Origin of the sequence: Tenacibaculum salmonis, from assembly GCF_041053065.1 — a bacterium.
GTDB classification, from domain to species: Bacteria; Bacteroidota; Bacteroidia; order Flavobacteriales; family Flavobacteriaceae; genus Polaribacter; species Polaribacter pacificus_A.
The window spans coordinates 2,508,271-2,527,760 of the sequence record NZ_JBFCVV010000001.1 but is presented as its reverse complement, the minus strand read 5'-3'; the positions used below and the strand labels follow the sequence as shown (position 1 = coordinate 2,527,760).

Here is a 19,490-nt window from a genome sequence, read left to right as displayed (position 1 = left end):
AAATCTATAATTTTAGATTTGTTGCGTTAAGTTATTGAATGGAGCATTTCCTTTTACAACTTTATCTAACGCAGGTGTATAAATTTGTTGCTTTGTAAACCACATTCTTGTTTTTCTTTCTGATATAATTTTTCGATTATTTAAAAAATATAAAAAACTCGAAATTTCATTACTAAGTTTTTTTAGCATATCAACATCTTCTTCCTTAAAAGAATTTACTTTAATCACCCAATATCTAATTTCTTTTTCATCTATCTGAATAAAATTTTCTTCATTATTAGAACACAATATAAATTTTCCAAAAAAATTAGATTCAACTTTATCTTTTCCTTTAGATTCTGTTTTATATGAACCCGCTGTAGAAAGGTTTTTAATACGCTCACTATCTTCTCTCCTATCTAAAAGAACCTCATCTACAGAAATAATTAATTTAGATGCCCAATCACTATTAAATCGACTTCGAAAATCTTCATTTTTATTAATTGTCATATTTCCTTGAAACAACAATTTCAACCAATTTAAAAAAGATGTTTTTCCTGTATTCCTAGAATTACTAACCAAACATAAAATTGGTAAAATTTGGGTTGGTTGTTGCCATAATATAGTCAGATAATCTAATGCTAATTCATACTGTTCTTTAAAAATATGTCTTAAAAACTCTTCGGTTTTATCAAAATTACCTTTTACTAATTTATGCTCTATTTTTTCATACTGATTATAAAAAGAATTTATTTCCTGTTTATAATTTTGATGTGCAGGAATAGTAGTAAATCCATCATACTTTTTTATAGATTTCAAAAAATCTTTTCCTTTATCTGTAATTATTTCTCCTTTAGCCCATTTAATTAAAGTCTTTGCAGTGTCCCCGCTTAAAAGAGGAACACTACAAATTTTAAAATAATCTGTACCTATTCTAACGTATTCCATCATTATTTAAAGTTTAAAATTAAGTAAAACTCTATTTGAAACTATACTTTCTTTCCAATCAAAAATAATATTTGCTCCTGTTAATGATTTATCTTTTTTGAAACTAGAATCTATTTCTTGTTCTAATAATTGCCATTTAAACCTTGGATTATTAACTGCTAAAATTTTAATTTTATCTATTTCTTTAGTATAAAAATCTAAATGCTTCATTAGTAAAAAATCCGATGCTCTATTGAATTTTAACTTATACATTTCTGCTTGTAAATTATCGGCTATAAGAATTAAATTATTCTTATCTACTTCACTTTCTATGTTAAAATCTTCCATCTTATCTACGATATTTTAAAGATTTAACTTCGTTTAGATTATTTTCTAAACTCTCTAAATTAATCACAATTCTACGTCCTATTTTAGAAGCATCAATAAATCCTTTTTTTATATAATTCCTTATTGTTAGTTCTGTAACGTTTAACCTTTTTGCAGCTTCTTTAACCGTTACATTTTCCTTCTGTGGATTTAATTTATTATTAATCAATTCCTGTAAAGGATTAATTCTTTTTGATATTGCTAAATCAATCATTCCAGAAAGTTCTTCTGATGTTGTTACTATTATACTTGCCATAATATGTTTTATTTATATAAATTAATATTTAAAAACACATCATATTCAGTAATTACTAATATCCATGGATTGAATATTTATGTTTTATTACTGCAAAGATTGTATATATAACTATAACAAATAAAGTTTAAATGGTTACTTAATGACACTAAAAAAAACTATAAACAAATAAAAAACAATGATTTAAATATAAATAAAGAACAAAAAATTATATTATTTTGATGGTGTTTATTTCCTATGTTTATACATTTTAAGACATGAAATAAAATTTTTTATACCCTTTACATCTTTAATTTTACTTAAAATAACATCAATCATAATATTTTTATCATAATTAGATTTTCTTGATGCGTTGACCCCACTTAAGAAATAATTATATTTACCTTTACCTGTTATTGCCTTATTAATGTCTTTTTCTTCCAAAATTCCAGAAACTAAAGACAAAACTCTAAAATATTCTGGACTTGGCTTCTTATAATTTTCTTTAACAAATCGATGTAATAACACATGTAAAAGAATCATTTTTTCATTTTGAGTTAAAGCGTACATTGATTCTTTTCTTATATCAACTTGTTTCTTAATTTCTTTAATATTAGCAAGAGTGTGTAATTCGTTTTTTTTCTTTACAATAGTTAAAAAATCTCCAATATTCCTTGAAAGAAACTTTTTATTTAATTCTTTATCGTTGTTCCTTATAAATATAAAATAACGACGAATTACTTCCCATTCAGAAAATAAAATGAGATAATCTAAATAATTTATTTTTAAGTTATCTTGTTTTTTCTGTAATATAAAACCTTCTTTTACTTCATCATTAATTAAAGAAATTGTTATATCAGAAATGTAATTGTATCTATAATTATTTAGAAATTTATGACTTTTTTCAAATATCTCTGACCTATTATTTAATGATTTAATAATTAATTCCATCTCTTTCAATAAAGGCTCTTCAATTAATTCTTTTGCTTTTCTAAAGGAATAATTAGTACTATAATAACTTTCAAACTGAATAGTAGATTCTGAAAGTATCTCCTTAAACTTATCATTAAATAATTTAACAAATTCTTCTCCGTAATTCATTTTTATTTTTTTTAAGATTTATTTTTTTCAGGAATAATTAAATCAAAAGTTTCATCAACAGCATCTTTTACATCTTCATTTGTAACTTGATAATATTGATTCAATGTTTTCATATCATTATGACCAGAAATTTCTGCAATTAATTTATCACTTTTACCTTTTCTTTTCATCATCGTAATAAATGTTCTTCTAGCTGTGTGAGAACTTATTCTTTTATAAAAAGGAATTTCTTCTCTTATTACTTCTTTACCTCTAGTAGATGTTTTCTCTACATTATGAGTATAACCAGCATATTCAAAAACATCTTTTATATAGTCGTTATATTTTTGATTTGCGATTAAAGGTAAACTGTAATCATATTTTTCTAAAATGTATAACGCAATACCACTTAAAGGAATTTCTCTACTTTTTTTACCTGATCCTTTTTCTTCTTTAAGTAATAATGTTTTTCCATTTATGTTATTTTTAGAAACAAACTTTAGTTCTCCAAACCTCATACCTGTAACACAAGAAAAAATAAAAACATCTTTTACTTTTTCTAATTTTTCAGAACTCATTTCTACTTTTAATAACGTTTCTAAATCCTCTTTTCTAAGTGCTATTTGATTTGTAATTACTTTTGGTTTCTTTTTAAAATTTATAAAATCAGCTTTATAAGTATATCCATTTTTTAATGCCCAGAAAAGAAAAGTTTTAACTAAACCTACATTTCTTGAAAATGTATTATTAATATGTCCTCTACCTACCATACAAAAATGAGTAAATTCTGTATAAAATTTTTGATTAATCGTATCAAATGTGATTTTGTATTTTTTAGTTTTCTCAAAATCCTTTAGCATGTTTTTTATATTATCATACCTCTTAATAGTTGCACTAGACCATTCTTGGTTTTTCTGTTTAAAAGACATAAACTCATCATACGCATCATAAAATTTATTTTTACCAACAGCAACTCGCTTAAATTCTTTATCAAACTCTTGTCTAATTTTTTCTATAGTTAATTCCTGATTTGTATTTTTATAGACTTCGGTAATATGTGTAAATAAATTAGAGTATCTATCTAATTGTCTTTTTATGGTTCTGTGACTTTCTGCTTTTGAGGTTCTTCCTTTTAAATTATTTGGTTGCCTGTTTTCAAAATCCCATTCTTTTGGATGAATAGATTCTCCTGTAGAATAAACAAACCTTCTACCCTCTTTTTTAAAATAAGCTTTTAGATAAATTAAAGTTAGTCCGTCTTTATTTTTCTCTTTCAAATTAAATACACTTGTCATATAGGTGTCAATTTAGGTGTCAGTAAAGGTAACATTTAACCGATAAAAGAGTCTAAAGTAAGTAATAAAAATTTAACAAACCTAACATAGATAGTATATACAGCGGTGCTTTAGCGGTAATAAGCAAAAACAAGGTCAATACCCGGCGTCTCCACAATTTACAAACCCTGTAAATTTTATATTTACAGGGTTTTTTCTTTTATACTGATAATTTTACTGACTTTTTATTTTTTAAAACGTACTTCCAAGAGAGACATTTCAGTCCATAAAAATACATTCAAAAATGAAAAGATTCAGAGCGAAAATAAATTTTAACTAAACTTTCATATAATATAAAAAAGTACTCTTTCATTTTTTTGTTTTTAATTGTTTTTGTAAATCTATAAATTCTTTCATATTAAAATTAAATACTTTTACACCTCTGAAAACTTTGAACTTATGTGTGTGTGTTTTTTTCACTATTGAGTCTTTTAATTTTATTTTTTGAAAAAAATAATTGTAAACATATACTCTTTTTCCATTATTAAGTGTTAATACAGGACTATTATTATTTAATTCATCTACACTTTTTTTAACAACAATTCCATTAAATTCCATATTACTACTATAAACTAAAGCTTCTTGATGAAGTTCATTAATTATTTTATTAGGATAATTTTCTTTATAAAGAAACCCTCCAATAATACAAAAAAAAACTACTCCTAAAAGAATCTCTAAATAAAAATCATATTTTTTTTCTGAAATCATATTTTAAAAATTAAAAGCTTTATAGGTATCTACTTTAGGAGGAATAACAACGTTAAATTCATATATATGTTTATTACTAAATACCTTAACTGATAAAGATCCTTTCTTTTTTACAATAGAATCATTTACTTTAATTTTCTCGTAAAACTCTTCGCCCATAGCAATTTTTCTTTTATTTTTAAGTATTAATATAGCTGTATTATGATTTTCTTTATCTCTACTTTTTTTAATAACAACCCCTTCATAAAAGTTATTTTCATACATACGCAAATAATCTTCATAATATTCTTTAGTATTATCCTTTAATAAAGAATATGCTACAACAATTACGAAAATTAACATTGCTTTTTTTAAAAGTATTTTTAACATTGTCTCTGAAAACTCCATAGTTTATTAATTAATTTTAAATATAATCTCATTATAAGAAATGTTTTCTTTATCCTCTAAAAAAGATATTTCTATAATAGATAACCACCAGTAATATTTATAACTACTAGTAGTATTTTTGAAAATAGTATTAATAGGGATTAAATTCATTGTTTTTTAAATTAGAAAAAAATACTCAATTGTATTGGCAAGCTACAAAATGATTTTTAGAAATATTAAAATTTTTTTGATTTACTTTCCAGCTCTTTTCATCATTAAAAAGTAGTTAAATTGATTAAATAATATCTTTAATATAGCAACAGTAAATTATTTAAAGCGTAATAATCCGTAAAACAAACCTAAATTAAACAACTACTAATCAATATTTTAGATATAAAAAGTAGTTCAAAAAAAAGATAGCATTATTTTTATCAAAAAAAATAAAAAAAAGTTTGTCATATTAAAAAAAAGTTTACATTTACCGCATCTTATTAGATAGGTTCAATGCAACGTTTTACTTATTTCGAAAATAACTTTTGTTGGGAGATAAAAGGTTATTTTGTGTTTTGGAAACACAACGAAAAAATTAAGGTTTCTTCCTCTTCGTACAATTATTCATTACCACTGAATTTTCATAATCAGTCTGGTGATTGTCTTGCGTTAAGACTCTAACTATTCATTTTCTTTTTGGTCTAACAAATTCGCTATAAGATAGCCGTATTATTTGTTTTTTAAAATTTTATTAATTTGAAAAAGTTACAGCATTTTGTTGTTACTATTTTTTGAACAAATCCACCTGTGCTTAAAACACAGCCAAACCAATAGATAATGAATACCAGATATAAAGATTTAATCGAACAAACTTTTGATTTTCCGCAAGAAGAATTTCATACTAAAAATGATAACTTATTTTTTCATAATATTGATATGATGGCTTTAGTAAAGCAATATGGTTCGCCATTAAAATTTACTTATTTACCAAAAATATCAGAAAATATACATAAAGCAAAAAATTGGTTTCATAAAGCAATAGAAAAACACCAATATAAAGGAACTTATAATTACAGTTATTGTACTAAAAGTTCGCACTTTAAATATGTATTGGAAGAAGCTCTTAAAAATGATATCCATATAGAAACCTCATCGGCTTTTGATATTGATATTGTTAAAAATCTAAAAAAAGAAGGTAAATTAAGCAACGATGCTTTTGTGTTATGTAACGGTTTTAAAAGAGATCAATATGTTACAAATATTGCTGATTTAATTGATTCAGGACACAAAAACTGTGTACCTATTATTGATAACTACGAAGAACTAAGTTTACTATTAAAAGAAACTAAAAGTAATTTTAAAGTAGGTGTTCGAATTGCTTCAGAAGAAGAACCAAAATTCGAATTTTACACCAGTCGTTTAGGAATTGGTTATAAAAATATTGTATCGTTTTATCAACGTGAAATTGCCAAAAATCCACAGGTAGAATTAAAAATGCTACATTTTTTCATCAATACAGGTATAAAAGATAACGCCTATTATTGGAACGAATTATTAAAATGTTTAAACGTTTATACTGCTTTAAAAAAAGTATGTCCAACTTTAGATAGTTTAAATATCGGTGGTGGTTTTCCTATTAAAAATTCATTAGCATTTGAGTATGATTATGAATATATGGTTGATGAAATCATAAATCAGATAAACCTTACTTGTAAAGAAGCTGGAGTGGATGTTCCTAATATTTTTACCGAATTCGGAAGCTTTACCGTAGGAGAAGCTGGAGGTGCTGTCTATGAAATATTGTATCAGAAAAAACAAAACGACCGTGAAAAATGGAACATGATTAATTCCTCTTTCATTACCACTTTACCTGATGCTTGGGCGATTAACAAACGTTTTATCATGCTTCCTTTAAACAAATGGAATCATAAATATGAGCGTGTTTTATTAGGTGGTTTAACCTGTGATAGTGATGATTATTACAATTCGGAACAACATGTAAACGGTATTTATCTACCTACTTATGAAAAAGAAAATCCATTATATATCGGTTTTTTTAACACAGGTGCTTATCAAGAAACTATTGGTGGTTTTGGCGGATTACAACATTGCTTAATTCCACATCCAAAACACCTGTTAATTTCAAAAGATATCAACGGAAATATAACAACTAAATTATTTAAAGAACAACAAAAAAGTGAAGCATTACTTGCTATTTTAGGATATGAAAAATAAAACAACATACGCAGGGATTCCTGAAAACTACGCAAAATTAGAAACAGCAAACATCGTTTTAATTCCTGTACCTTACGACGGTACAAGTACTTGGCAAAAAGGTGCCGATAAAGGACCAGAAGCATTTTTAAAAGCTTCTGAAAATATGGAATTATACGACATCGAAACTGATAGCGAAGTTTATAAAGAAGGAATTTATTTAGCCGATGCTGTACTTGAAAACGCATCACCAGAAAAAATGGTAGAAGCGGTTCACCAAACAACTAAAAAGTACATCAATAAAAATAAATTTGTAACTCTTTTTGGCGGAGAACACTCAATTTCTATTGGAACAATTAGAGCTTTTAATGAATGTTACAACAACTTAACAGTATTACATATTGATGCACATGCTGATTTACGTAAAGAATATCAAGGCTCATCATGCAATCATGCTTGTGCTGTTTACGAAGCTAGTCAAAATACCAATTTAGTACAAGTGGGTATAAGAAGTATGGACGCTTCAGAAAAAACAGCTATGAACATGGATAAAACTTTTTTTGCTCATGATATGGCTGTTAATGAATATTGGATGGAAGATGTTATCGATCAATTAACAAACAACGTGTTTATTACTTTTGATTTAGATGCCATAGACCCTTCAATAATGCCAAGTACAGGTACTCCTGAACCTGGAGGATTGTTTTATTATGAAACACTAGAATTCCTGAAAAAAGTATTTACAGAGAAAAATGTTGTTGGTTTTGATATCGTAGAATTATGCCCTAATACTATTGATAAATCATCTGATTTTTTAGCAGCTAAATTGTACTATAAAATGTTGAGTTATAAATTTTCTTCAAATACAGATGAAGATTCTAATGATTTTAATATCAAAAAAAATAACCAACATACTGTACCTAAATTTAAAAATAAATTAGACGAAGAGTTTTAAATGGATTTACAAGCCATCGCATATCATTTAGAAGAAAAAATTCAACTAAATGAAATTCGTAATCTGCTAACAGATTATACGTTAATTAAAAGAGAACATTCTTTTTTATTATACAAAATAAATACCGATTCTTATTTATATATTAAGGATTACGGAAGTGTTGTTTTTATAAATTGTGATGCTATTTTAATTAAAAAAAACATTGATATTTTATCTAAAGGAAGTAAAAAAGTGGCACAACTACCTTCTGAAGATTATAAAATAATTTTTAATAATGAAATAGAAGTTGATTTTGGAAGCATCCAAATTAAAGAATTAAATGAAGATGTAGCACATATTATAATGCTGAATTTAGCCCAATCTGTGGCATTGATGAATTATGTAAATAAAACATCTGATTTACATGATAAAACATTAATATATTCTAAGCAATTAGAACGTACAGGTAGTTTTAAATTAACTAAAACAAACATGAGAAAATTCATAGGTAGTACCATGAATTTAAAAAACAATATTACCGAGAATCTATATGTTTTTGATACTTCGGATTTAGCTTGGAGTAATAAAGATTTATCAACATTAGATTATAAATTAAAAGATGAATTAGATATTGTAAAAAGATATCAAGGAACACAAAATAGTTTAAACATCATTAAAGAAAACTTAGATCTTTTTAACGACATACTACAACATAAATACAGCAGCATGTTAGAGTGGATTATTATCATTTTAATCCTTTTTGAAATTATACAAGTTATTATTGAAAAATTCATATAAAAATGCAAAAACCAATTACAAATTTTATAGAAAAATATTTTTTACACTTTAACGCAGCATCTTTAGTCGATGCTGCCAAAGGGTATGAAACACAATTAGCTGAAGGATCTAAAATGTTAGTTTCATTAGCTGGAGCAATGAGTACTGCCGAATTAGGTAAAATATTTGCAGAGATGATTCGCCAAGAAAAAGTACATATTATTTCGTGTACAGGTGCAAACCTAGAGGAAGATGTGATGAATTTAGTAGCACATTCTCACTACAAACGCATTCCTAATTATCGTGATTTAACCCCACAAGATGAATGGGATTTATTGTTAAAAGGATTAAACAGAGTTACAGATACATGTATCCCTGAAGATGAAGCCTTTAGAAGATTACAAAAACACATATTCAAAATTTGGAAAGATGCCGAAGATAATGATGAACGTTATTTTCCACATGAATACATGTATAAATTATTACTTTCAGGCGTATTAGAAGAGTATTATGAAATCGATTTAAAAGATTCATGGATGTATGCTGCTGCCGAAAAAAACTTACCGATTGTTGTTCCTGGATGGGAAGATTCTACGATGGGAAATATTTTTGCTTCTTACGTAATGAAAGGCGAATTAAAGGCTAGTACTATGAAATCAGGTATTGAATACATGACTTTTTTAGCTGATTGGTATACTGATAATTCTGATAATGGTATCGGATTTTTTCAAATAGGTGGTGGTATTGCTGGTGATTTCCCTATTTGTGTAGTGCCAATGTTATATCAAGACATGGAAAGAGAAGATACTCCTTTTTGGAGTTATTTCTGTCAAATTTCAGATTCAACAACAAGTTACGGTTCGTACTCTGGAGCTGTACCAAATGAAAAAATAACTTGGGGAAAATTAGATATTGATACACCTAAGTTTATTATTGAAAGTGATGCAACTATTGTTGCACCATTAATTTTTGCGTATCTTTTAGAAATGTAAATATGAAACGAGTAATTGTAGAATACAAAAAACTAACAACTGATATTTTAGATTTATTAATTGAAAAATATCCTGAAGGTTATGATTATACGGATATTATTTCCTTTAAAAATAGCAAAGGAGAAACTATAAAAGCTGTAGAAGTTAAAACTGATGATACACTATATCTTGTAAAAATCAGTGCAATGTTAGAACAAACTATGGAAGATTATTCAGAAGATGAAGAATCATTTGAAGAGTTATAAAATAGCTCAATAAAAATTATGAATGCTAGTTATTTTCAAAAATAGTATCGAGAACTTTGTCGAGAAACTCAAATTCTCGATACTAATTTTAGTATTGTATAATTTATTAAAAAAAAACACGTAATCAAATTGATTCCGTGTTTTTTAATATATATCGTATTACTATTTTCTTAAATAGTTTCTCCTAATTCTTTTAATTTAGAAGTGTTTTCTGCAAGCATTAACTCATCAATAATTTTCTGAATATCACCATTGATAATATTTGATAAATCATATAAAGTTAAACCAATTCTATGATCGGTCATACGTCCTTGTGGAAAGTTATAGGTTCTAATCTTTGCAGATCTATCACCAGAAGTAACCATCGTTCCACGTTTTAAAGCATCAGCAGCATTTTTCTTTGCTAACTCCATTTCGTATAAACGAGAACGTAATACTTTAAACGCTTTTTCTTTATTTTTATGTTGCGATTTCTGATCTTGACATTGCGCTACTAAACCAGTAGGAATATGTGTTAAACGAACCGCTGAATACGTTGTATTTACCGACTGACCTCCAGGACCTGACGAACAGAAAAAGTCAATACGTACCTCTTTAGGGTTAATTTCTACATCAAATTCTTCAGCTTCAGGAAAAACCATACAAGTTGCTGCCGATGTATGTACACGACCTTGTGTTTCGGTTTGCGGTACACGTTGTACACGGTGTACACCTGCCTCAAATTTTAATGTTCCATAAACATCATCACCAGAAACTTCAAATTGAATTTCTTTAAAACCTCCGTTTGTTCCTTCAGAATAATCTACTGTTGATACTTTCCAGCCTCTACCTTCGCAATATTTAGTATACATTCTAAATAATTCACCTGCAAAAATACTTGCTTCATCTCCACCTGCTCCTGCTCTAAGTTCTACAACGGCATTTTTACCATCTTCAGGATCTTTCGGAATAAGCATAAACTTAATTTCATCTTCTAAAACAGGAATACGCTTTTTAGCGTCATCCATTTCCATTTTAGCCATTTCCGTCATTTCAGCATCACTACCGTCAGCTATAATTTCTTTAGCTTCTTCAATTGAATCGGTTAGGCTTTTATACTCTTCACCTTTCTTTACAACTTTACCTAAATCTTTATATTCTTTACTTAACTTAACGTAACGTTTTTGATCCATTATAACTTCTGGTTGGATAATTAAATCCGAAATTTCGTCATAACGTTGCTTTATAATTCTTAATTTGTCTAACATCTTCTAGCTTTTCTGGTTTGCGAATTTACGGATTTTTATCGGAATTATTTTTAAAATATGTTCAAATAAAAAAACGTATATCAATGCTATTACAGCATTGATATACGTTTTTTTAATATATTAAAATAAGTTTATAATTTCATATCGGTACTTTCAAAAATTTTATCTGCAGAACCTGCAATAAAACCAGAATATAATTCACCGTTTTTCATAGCATGACGAAAAGCAAACTCATAATAACAAGAAGTAATTTCTTTTGTAACTTCCTTAAAAGTTACAGGAATTCTATCAGCTAAAACACTTGATTGCTCTAAAAACACCGCTGGAGTTCCTTTTATTTCTCCACCAGAAGTATTCATTTTAAAGCCTTTTTCTTTTAAAAATTCGTTTACTTCTTGTAACGATTTAAAAGTATCTAGTTTATTTACATCTACCGTAAAGTGATTTGAACAAAATCCGTTTACATATAACCATGCTGCATATTCAGTTTCTGCTTGTAATTTTTCATAAACTTCAAAAGAAGGTTGTTCCCATAAACGACCTTTAAAAACTAATTCGGCAGGATTTAAATCTTCTTCTGATAATCCATCGATTAAACGTTTTACAGTTGCTTGTAATTCTTCAGAAAATTCTTTTGTCTTTAGCTGACTAATAAATACACGTGGAGCATTTTTATCAGTTTTATGCTCGTAATGTTTTGCATATAATTTTTTAGCTTCAAAAGTGTAATCACCACATTCTTGGTAACCAGCTTCTAAAAATGGCGTTGCTAATACTTCAATATTTACACGCTCATCATCAAAAGTTCTAAAAGCAACATGATCATTATAAACCGCATTACCTTTATCTGTAAATAAATTTTTAATTTTTTGTGCAGAAGGAGTACGTTCTGTGTACTCTTTCCATAACTTTTCAAATATTTGTGCTGTTGTCATATTTTGATAATTTTACTACAAATTAAATCATATTCCTTTTAATAAAAGTTAAAAATGATTAATTTTACACATCAACAAGTTATTTTATGGTAAAACACAACAATTTTAAAGTTTTAAAAACCAAAATAACATTTTTTTAATCAAAAAATAGAAAATGAATAATCAATTTGATTATATCGATAAACAAATACTTTTAAAACTACGTTCAGATGCTAGAAAAGCTTACTCGCAAATAGCAGAAGAACTAAATGTTTCGAACTCTTTAATTCATCAACGGATAAAAAAACTCACTACTGAGGGCGTTATAAAAAATGCTGAATTTATTTTAGATGAAAAAATGTTAGGCTACAAAACCAAATCATATACAGGTATTCGGTTACGAGAAGCACGTTTTGCTAAAGATGTAATGAAAGAACTAGAAAAAATACCCGAAATTACCGAATGTAACTTTGTATCGGGTAATTATGCTATTTTTATTCTGATTTACGCCAGAGATAACGAACATTTACAAAAAGTTTTATACGATAATGTACATTTAATAAACGGTGTTGCAGGTACCGATACTTTTATTTGTTTTGACACTTGCTTTAAAAGAAATATTCCTATTGAATAACTAAAAGATGACAGAAAAAATACTATTATTAAATTTAGATAAAAGCTTAAAAGGTCAATTATTTTTTGATGATTTACATAAAACCTTATATGCTACGGATGCCTCTGTATATCGAAAAATTCCGTTAGCAGTTGCCTATCCGAAAGATGCAGATGATATTAAAACTCTTATTACTTTTGCTTCAAAAAATGGCATTACTTTAATTCCAAGAACTGCGGGAACTTCGTTAGCAGGGCAATGTGTTGGTGATGGAATTGTTGTAGATGTTTCCAAGTATTTCACCAATATATTGGCTTTTGATGAGCAACAAAAAACAATCACCGTACAACCAGGAATTATTCGAGATGATTTAAATCGATTTTTAAAACCTTACGGATTATTTTTTGGTCCGAATACCTCAACCTCTAATCGCTGTATGATTGGTGGAATGGTTGGAAATAACTCATCAGGAAGTACCTCAATTCGCTACGGAGTTACTCGTGATAAAGTAATTTCTATCGAAGGAATTTTATCTGATGGAAGCGATGTTCTTTTTTCAGAAATTACTTCACAAGAGTTTCATCAGAAAAAAATAAATCAAACTTTAGAAGGAACTATTTATAAAACCATTTATAATGAGCTTTCTCAAGAAGCAATTCAAAAAGAAATTATAAATGAATTTCCAAAGCCAGAAATCCACAGAAGAAATACAGGATATGCTGTTGATGAATTTTTAAAATCCGATTTATTCGGAGGAAATGAAACAACTATAAATCCTGCTAAATTTTTATCAGGAAGTGAAGGAACTTTAGTTTTTTCCACAGAAATCACCATACAATTAAACGACTTACCTCCTACTTTTAGTATTATGGTTTGTCCACATTTTACAAGTATCAACCAAAGTTTAAAAGCTACGGTTACCGCAATGAAACACAAATTGTATGCCTGTGAATTAATGGACAAAGTTATTTTAGATTGTACCAAAAATAACAGAGAACAAGCTAAAAACCGATTCTTTTTACAAGGTGATCCTGAAGCTGTTTTAATGTTAGAAGTTTCTTCGGATACTTTAGAAGATGCAGAAATTCAAGCTGATAAATTAATTGAAGATTTAAAATACAATAATTTTGGACATCATTATCCTAAAGTTTATGGCGATGATATAGCAAAAGTACATCACTTACGAAAAGCAGGTTTAGGTTTATTAGGAAATATTGTTGGCGATATGAAAGCGGTTGCTTGTATTGAAGATACAGCCGTTACTTTAGAAGATTTACCAGAATATATTGAAGAATTCACTCAAATTATGGATAAATATCAGCAAGATGCCGTTTATTACGCACATGCTGGTGCTGGAGAATTGCATTTACGCCCTATTTTAAATCTGAAGAAAAAAGAAGATGTTGTTTTATTTAGAAAAATAACCACAGAAACTGCCGAACTTGTAAAAAAATATAAAGGTTCGTTTAGTGGAGAACATGGTGACGGAATTGTACGCGCGGAATTTATTCCGTTAATGATTGGTGATAAAAATTATCAATTATTAAGAAGAATAAAAAAAGCATTTGACCCTAATAACGTTTTTAATCAAGGTAAAATTACAGATGCTTTTCCTATGGATAAAAATTTACGCTATGAAATTGACAGAAAAGAACCTGTTATAAAAACATTGCAAGATTTTTCTGAAAGCGAAGGAATTTTAAAATTAGCTGAAAAATGTAATGGCTCGGGAGATTGTAGAAAATCGCCAGAAGCAGGCGGAACTTTATGCCCAAGTTACAGAGCCACCAGAAACGAAAAAGAAACAACTCGTGCAAGAGCAAATATGTTACGAGAAGTTTTAACAAATAATACGGCTGAAAATAAATTTGATTCCAAAGAACTTAAAGAAGTTTTAGATTTATGTTTAAGTTGTAAAGCATGTGCCACAGAATGCCCAAGTAATGTTGATATCGCTTCGATGAAAGCCGAATTTTTATATCAATATCAAGAAACAAACGGTTATTCTTTTAGAAGTAAATTATTTGCTAATAATGCAAAATATAATAAATTAGGTAGTAAAATTCCTGTTATCACAAACTTTTTAACCAACACTTTATTAGCTAAAAAAATAATGGGCGTTGCTGTAGAACGAACTGTTCCAAAATTAGCAAAACAACCTTTATCGGCTTGGCTTAAAAATACACCTTCAAATATAAATGGCAAAACAGCTAAAAAAACTGTGTATTTATTTAACGATGAATTTACCAATTTTTACGATGCTGAAATAGGAAAAGATGCAGTATTTGTACTAGAAAAACTAGGTTATGAAATTAAAAACATAGCACATGAAGAAAGCGGAAGAAGTCATATTTCTAAAGGATTTTTAAACGAAGCAAAAACACTTGCAAATAAAAATGTAGCTATTTTTAAAGATTTAATATCTGAAGAAACTCCATTAATAGGAATAGAACCTTCTGCAATTTTAACTTTTAGAGATGAATATATTCGTTTGGCTGATGATAAATCATCTGCTAAAAAAATCGCTAAAAATGTATTTACTTTTGAAGAGTTTTTAGCTTCTGAACATAAAAAAGGTAATATTAATACAGCTTTATTTACCAAAACTTCAAAAACTCTTAAAATTCATGGGCATTGCCATCAAAAAGCATTGTCATCAACTCATGCTAGTTTTTCAATTTTAAATATTCCTGAAAACTATAAAGTTACCATTATGAATACAGGTTGTTGTGGAATGGCTGGTTCTTTTGGTTATGAAAAAGAACATTACAAAGTAAGTATGCAAGTTGGTGAAGACACATTATTTCCTAAAATTAGAAATTGCACCACAGATACCGAAATTGTAGCTGCGGGTACAAGTTGTCGTCATCAAATTTTTGATGGAACAAAACGAATTGCCAAACATCCTGTTAGTATTTTAAAAGAAGCAATTATATAAAATACTGATTATAAGATTATTATTTCGTATATTAAAGAATTAACTTTAAAAAACATATTATGAATAGTAACAAAATAATAATAAACAATGCTATATTAATTTTTGCAGGAATTGCTGTTTTTTTTTTATTAATGAAAGTTTTAGGTCTCGATAAAATTTCTGAACTACGATTTTTAAATTTTGGTTTCATACTCTGGGGAATAAATAATGCAATACGGACAAATATGAATAAAAATAAAGAATCCTTATATATTAATAACTTTTCTGTAGGAATAGGGACTTCAATAATGGCTGTTGGGTTATCTATTGTTGGAATAATTATTTATGTAGATTTTATAGACCCAAGCTTTATGTCAGTGTTAGAAAATTCTGCATTTTGGGGACAAAATTTAAGTTTAGGTTTGGTTGTTTTTGCTTTAGCTATTGAAGGAATTGCCTCTTCGGTTATTTGTTCGTTTATCTTAATGCAATATTATAAAAATTACAAAATAAGTGTAAATATTGCTTAATATTTTCATCAAAATTTATTAAAAAACAAAAAGCCTTCGATTAAAAATCGAAGGCTTTTTTATGATACATTATTCTTTTAATGTATTATGGCTGAATTACCTGTTCTTCAGCTAATAATCCAAAAAACTTATCTAAGTTTGGTAAGATAATAATTTTTGTTCTTCTATTTCTTGCTCTATTAGCACTTGTAGAATTGTCTACTAATGGTAAAGAAGAACCTCTACCTGAAGCTATTAATCTGCTTGAATCAATACCAAATTTATTTTCTAAAACACGTACTATTGAAGTAGCTCTTTTTACACTTAAATCCCAGTTATCTTGTAATACTTGAGTGTGTATTTTTCTTGAATCAGTATGACCTTCAATCATAACATCCATACTTGGTTCAGATTTAATAATATCTGCTAATTTTTTAAGCGTACTATATGCTTTGCTATTTACATTATAACTTCCTGTTTTAAATAACATTTTATCTGAAATAGAAATCATTACTACTGTTTTATCAATATTTACATTAATATCATCAGAATTTTCTAAATCAGTAACATCTATAGATTTTTTAAGCTGATAAGAAACTGCTAAATTCATAGAGTCTTTTAACGTTTTAGCATTTGCTAATTTAGTAGCATCAACATTCGCTAAAGTTTTACGCATTTTGACTTTCATCGCATTAGATATTACAGCTCCTTCAACCATATCTAATTTAACATCATTTTCTTTTTGTAAACCTGAATTAATTCCTTTTAAAGAATTTATTTTAGCATTATAACGATCAACTCTTTTTTCAATTTTAGCAAATTTATCTGCTAATTGTTCTTTTTCAAAAGTTGTTTGTTTGTATTGTTGTTCTAACTCAACATATTTTTTCTTTGAAACACATGAAGTTGCAAGTATTACAACAGTTACTAACAGGGAAATTTTTTTCATTACTTGATTATTTTTAATTATTAAATTAGGTAACATCTAAACTTTTTTAGATGCTTTATATAAGCAAAATTACTTATTCTTTTGATAAAAACACCTCAGCCATCATACAGCGGGCACTACCACCACCACAGGTTTCAATAGTTTCTAATGATGAATGAATGATTTTATTATGTTTATTTATTTTTTGTAATTGGTCATTTGTTAACGAGTTATAAGCAGATGAACTCATAATTAAAAAACGTTCATCATTAGCACCTTTTACTTGCAGCATATTTCCAGCAAATTGTACTACTTGTTTTTCAGTAACAGCAATAACTTCTTTACCACTTGTTTTTAAATGTTTTACAACCGATTTTTTTTCTTTTTTATCGTCTATTGCTTCTAAACAAAGAATAGCAAATGTTTCAGCAACACACATCATTACATTGGTGTGATAAATAGCGGCTACTTCACCATTTACTGTTTGATTTGCTGTAAAAATTACGGGTGTATATTCAAAATCTTCACAAAATTCAATAAACAATTCTTCGTCAGCTCTTGGTGATAAAGCACAATATGCTTTTCTATTGGTACGATCTAAAATCATACTTCCTGTACCTTCTAAAAAAACACCTTCTTCTTCGGCATCAGAATAATCAATAATACTATTTATTTTAAATCCTTTTTCTTCTAAAACAGCCAATACATCTTCTCGCTTTTCTAAACGTCTGTTTTCAGCAAACATCGGATAAATAGCAACATCACCATTTTCATGAAAAGAAATCCAATTATTAGGAAACAATGCATCTGGAGTATCTGGTTTTTTGGTATCCTCAACAACAATAACATCAACTCCTATCGCTTTTAACTTTATTACAAAAGCATCAAATTCTTGTTGTGCTTTTGCATTAATAGTAGCGGGTAACGTATTTGCTAATTCTTGCTGATAATGATTATTTACAGCCGTTTGTTCGTTCATTCTAAAACTAGCGGGACGCACCATTAAGATGGTATTAGTCGTTTGTTCCATACTCTTAAATATTAAATGTAATTGTTTTTTTGATATAGCTTATTCAAGTATTATTCTTGTTTTTTACTAATGATGTCAGCTAAGTAATTAGCATCTTTAGAAACACCTCCTAAAGTTGCAGAACCACGTGTAAACATCCAAGGCAAACCTATAAAATATAAACCATCTATATTACTAACACCTCTATAATTTTTTGGATATCCGTCGCCATCTAGTTCCAAACCTTCAATCCAGTTAAAATTAGGACGATACCCTGTTGCCCAAACAATATTTTTAATAGTCGAAATCGTTTTCTTTTCAAAAATGATGTCTGTTTTTAAGGCATCTTTTGTTCTTCCTTGCACAATTACATTTTTTCGAGAAAGTATTTCTTTCACATCTGTTCCAATAACTGGCTGTATCGATGAATTAATTTTTTTACCAATCCAACTATATTTACTGTAACTTAAAAATCCTATTACTGTAAACCACCACCAAAGTGTTTTTCCTAAAAATTGTTGTGGTAAAGATTTTACGTTTGTATTTCCTGAAAAATAAACAGTTCGATTACCATCTTTTGATAATTCATTTAAAATTTGATATCCAGAATCTCCTCCTCCAACAACTAAAGCATCTCCATTTTGTAACTGACTTTCATTTTTATAAAAATTACTGTGCATTTGTAAAACACTTTCAGATAATTTTGTGTGACAAGGAGGCGTATAAGGAATATGAAAAGGACCTGTAGCGATAATTACATTTTTAGTTTCAATTTCGCCACCTTTATAAGTTACGTAAAAACCATTTTCGTTTTTTCTTACAGATGTTACTAAAGTATCTAATTGTACAGGAATTTTAAATTCGGAAACATAGTTTTTAAAGTAATTACTAACTTCTACTTTTGTTGGATAATGTCCTTTTGGAGTATCAAACTTTAAACCTGGTAAATGATTGTATTCTGTTGGTGTAAATAATTTTAAAGAATCCCATCTATTTAACCAAGAAGCACCAATTTCTTTTTCGCCATCTAAAACGATGAACTTTTTATCCATTTGTTTTAAATGGTATGCCATCGATAATCCTGCTTGAGCTCCTCCAATTACTACATAATCTAACATCTCTTTTCTTTTTATAATTTACCTTTTAAAGGTAGGGAAAATAACAGGCATCACTTTATCCTAAAA

Annotated in this window: 21 protein-coding genes; 8 read left to right on the top strand and 13 right to left on the bottom strand. The window is 27.7% G+C overall.

Features of this window, described 5'->3' with window-relative positions:
- Nucleotides 1–12 precede the first annotated feature (12 nt).
- The 8 genes from AB0T67_RS11135 to AB0T67_RS11100 all read right to left on the bottom strand — a co-directional run bounded on the left by AB0T67_RS11135 (nt 13) and on the right by AB0T67_RS11100 (nt 5,187).
- Complete coding sequence (locus AB0T67_RS11135; RefSeq protein WP_369220360.1) at nt 13–930, bottom strand: primase-helicase family protein; 918 nt, start codon at nt 928–930, stop codon at nt 13–15.
- 3 nt (nt 931–933) lie between these two features.
- Nucleotides 934–1,254 carry a hypothetical protein gene (locus AB0T67_RS11130; protein WP_101907972.1) on the bottom strand — a complete coding sequence of 107 codons (321 nt, stop codon included), beginning with the start codon at nt 1,252–1,254 and terminating at the stop codon, nt 934–936.
- A gap of 1 nt (nt 1,255) precedes the next feature.
- Nucleotides 1,256–1,549 (bottom strand): helix-turn-helix domain-containing protein, encoded by a 294-nt coding sequence (locus AB0T67_RS11125; protein ID WP_101907971.1) that lies wholly within the window; start codon nt 1,547–1,549, stop codon nt 1,256–1,258.
- A gap of 228 nt (nt 1,550–1,777) precedes the next feature.
- Nucleotides 1,778–2,629: a hypothetical protein gene (locus AB0T67_RS11120; RefSeq protein ID WP_101907970.1), complete on the bottom strand. Its 852-nt coding sequence runs from the start codon at nt 2,627–2,629 to the stop codon at nt 1,778–1,780.
- A gap of 11 nt (nt 2,630–2,640) precedes the next feature.
- Nucleotides 2,641–3,903 carry a tyrosine-type recombinase/integrase gene (locus tag AB0T67_RS11115; protein WP_369220359.1) on the bottom strand — a complete coding sequence of 421 codons (1,263 nt, stop codon included), beginning with the start codon at nt 3,901–3,903 and terminating at the stop codon, nt 2,641–2,643.
- Nucleotides 3,904–4,251: 348 nt separating this feature from the next.
- Complete coding sequence (locus AB0T67_RS11110) at nt 4,252–4,650, bottom strand: hypothetical protein (RefSeq protein ID WP_369220358.1); 399 nt, start codon at nt 4,648–4,650, stop codon at nt 4,252–4,254.
- Between the two features lie 3 nt (nt 4,651–4,653).
- Nucleotides 4,654–5,037, bottom strand: coding sequence for a hypothetical protein (locus tag AB0T67_RS11105; RefSeq protein ID WP_369220357.1), 384 nt, complete (start codon nt 5,035–5,037; stop codon nt 4,654–4,656).
- 6 nt (nt 5,038–5,043) lie between these two features.
- A complete protein-coding gene (locus AB0T67_RS11100) occupies nt 5,044–5,187 on the bottom strand; it encodes a hypothetical protein (protein ID WP_369220356.1) in 144 nt (47 codons plus the stop codon).
- Nucleotides 5,188–5,844: 657 nt separating this feature from the next.
- On the opposite strand from AB0T67_RS11100, the gene AB0T67_RS11095 reads away from it, so the two are divergent.
- Genes AB0T67_RS11095 through AB0T67_RS11075 form a run of 5 tightly spaced genes read left to right on the top strand, consistent with a single transcriptional unit; the run spans nt 5,845 to nt 10,169 of the window.
- Nucleotides 5,845–7,242, top strand: coding sequence for a type III PLP-dependent enzyme domain-containing protein (locus AB0T67_RS11095; protein ID WP_369220355.1), 1,398 nt, complete (start codon nt 5,845–5,847; stop codon nt 7,240–7,242).
- Entirely contained in the window at nt 7,232–8,176 is a 945-nt protein-coding gene (gene speB, locus AB0T67_RS11090; RefSeq protein ID WP_101931192.1) for an agmatinase, read from the top strand. Before AB0T67_RS11095 ends, speB begins: the two co-directional genes overlap by 11 nt.
- The gene (locus tag AB0T67_RS11085) at nt 8,177–8,953 is read left to right on the top strand and encodes an RMD1 family protein (RefSeq protein ID WP_369220354.1); all 777 of its coding nucleotides are present in this window, start codon (nt 8,177–8,179) and stop codon (nt 8,951–8,953) included.
- Between the two features lie 2 nt (nt 8,954–8,955).
- The gene (locus AB0T67_RS11080; protein WP_101931194.1) at nt 8,956–9,924 is read left to right on the top strand and encodes a deoxyhypusine synthase family protein; all 969 of its coding nucleotides are present in this window, start codon (nt 8,956–8,958) and stop codon (nt 9,922–9,924) included.
- Nucleotides 9,925–9,926: 2 nt separating this feature from the next.
- Entirely contained in the window at nt 9,927–10,169 is a 243-nt protein-coding gene (locus tag AB0T67_RS11075; protein ID WP_101931196.1) for a hypothetical protein, read from the top strand.
- 170 nt (nt 10,170–10,339) lie between these two features.
- On the opposite strand, the gene prfA is transcribed toward AB0T67_RS11075, so the two are convergent.
- Together prfA and AB0T67_RS11065 are read right to left on the bottom strand one after the other, a co-directional pair.
- Nucleotides 10,340–11,416: a peptide chain release factor 1 gene (prfA, locus tag AB0T67_RS11070; protein WP_271230485.1), complete on the bottom strand. Its 1,077-nt coding sequence runs from the start codon at nt 11,414–11,416 to the stop codon at nt 10,340–10,342.
- 131 nt (nt 11,417–11,547) lie between these two features.
- A complete protein-coding gene (locus AB0T67_RS11065; RefSeq protein WP_271230486.1) occupies nt 11,548–12,351 on the bottom strand; it encodes a DUF1338 domain-containing protein in 804 nt (267 codons plus the stop codon).
- Nucleotides 12,352–12,505: 154 nt separating this feature from the next.
- On the opposite strand from AB0T67_RS11065, the gene AB0T67_RS11060 reads away from it, so the two are divergent.
- The 3 genes from AB0T67_RS11060 to AB0T67_RS11050 are packed head-to-tail and all read left to right on the top strand — an operon-like array spanning nt 12,506 to nt 16,390.
- Nucleotides 12,506–12,964, top strand: a complete 459-nt coding sequence (locus AB0T67_RS11060) for an Lrp/AsnC family transcriptional regulator (protein ID WP_271230487.1) — start codon at nt 12,506–12,508, stop codon at nt 12,962–12,964.
- Between the two features lie 7 nt (nt 12,965–12,971).
- The gene (locus tag AB0T67_RS11055; protein WP_369220353.1) at nt 12,972–15,881 is read left to right on the top strand and encodes an FAD-binding and (Fe-S)-binding domain-containing protein; all 2,910 of its coding nucleotides are present in this window, start codon (nt 12,972–12,974) and stop codon (nt 15,879–15,881) included.
- Between the two features lie 59 nt (nt 15,882–15,940).
- The gene (locus AB0T67_RS11050) at nt 15,941–16,390 is read left to right on the top strand and encodes a hypothetical protein (protein WP_369220352.1); all 450 of its coding nucleotides are present in this window, start codon (nt 15,941–15,943) and stop codon (nt 16,388–16,390) included.
- A gap of 85 nt (nt 16,391–16,475) precedes the next feature.
- On the opposite strand, the gene AB0T67_RS11045 is transcribed toward AB0T67_RS11050, so the two are convergent.
- The 3 genes from AB0T67_RS11045 to AB0T67_RS11035 all read right to left on the bottom strand — a co-directional run bounded on the left by AB0T67_RS11045 (nt 16,476) and on the right by AB0T67_RS11035 (nt 19,424).
- A complete protein-coding gene (locus AB0T67_RS11045; protein WP_369220351.1) occupies nt 16,476–17,318 on the bottom strand; it encodes an OmpA/MotB family protein in 843 nt (280 codons plus the stop codon).
- Nucleotides 17,319–17,391: 73 nt separating this feature from the next.
- Nucleotides 17,392–18,327 (bottom strand): citrulline utilization hydrolase CtlX, encoded by a 936-nt coding sequence (ctlX, locus tag AB0T67_RS11040; protein ID WP_369220350.1) that lies wholly within the window; start codon nt 18,325–18,327, stop codon nt 17,392–17,394.
- Between the two features lie 50 nt (nt 18,328–18,377).
- On the bottom strand, nt 18,378–19,424 hold the full coding sequence (locus AB0T67_RS11035) for a flavin-containing monooxygenase (RefSeq protein WP_369220349.1): 1,047 nt from the start codon (nt 19,422–19,424) through the stop codon (nt 18,378–18,380).
- Between the last annotated feature and the right edge of the window lie 66 nt (nt 19,425–19,490).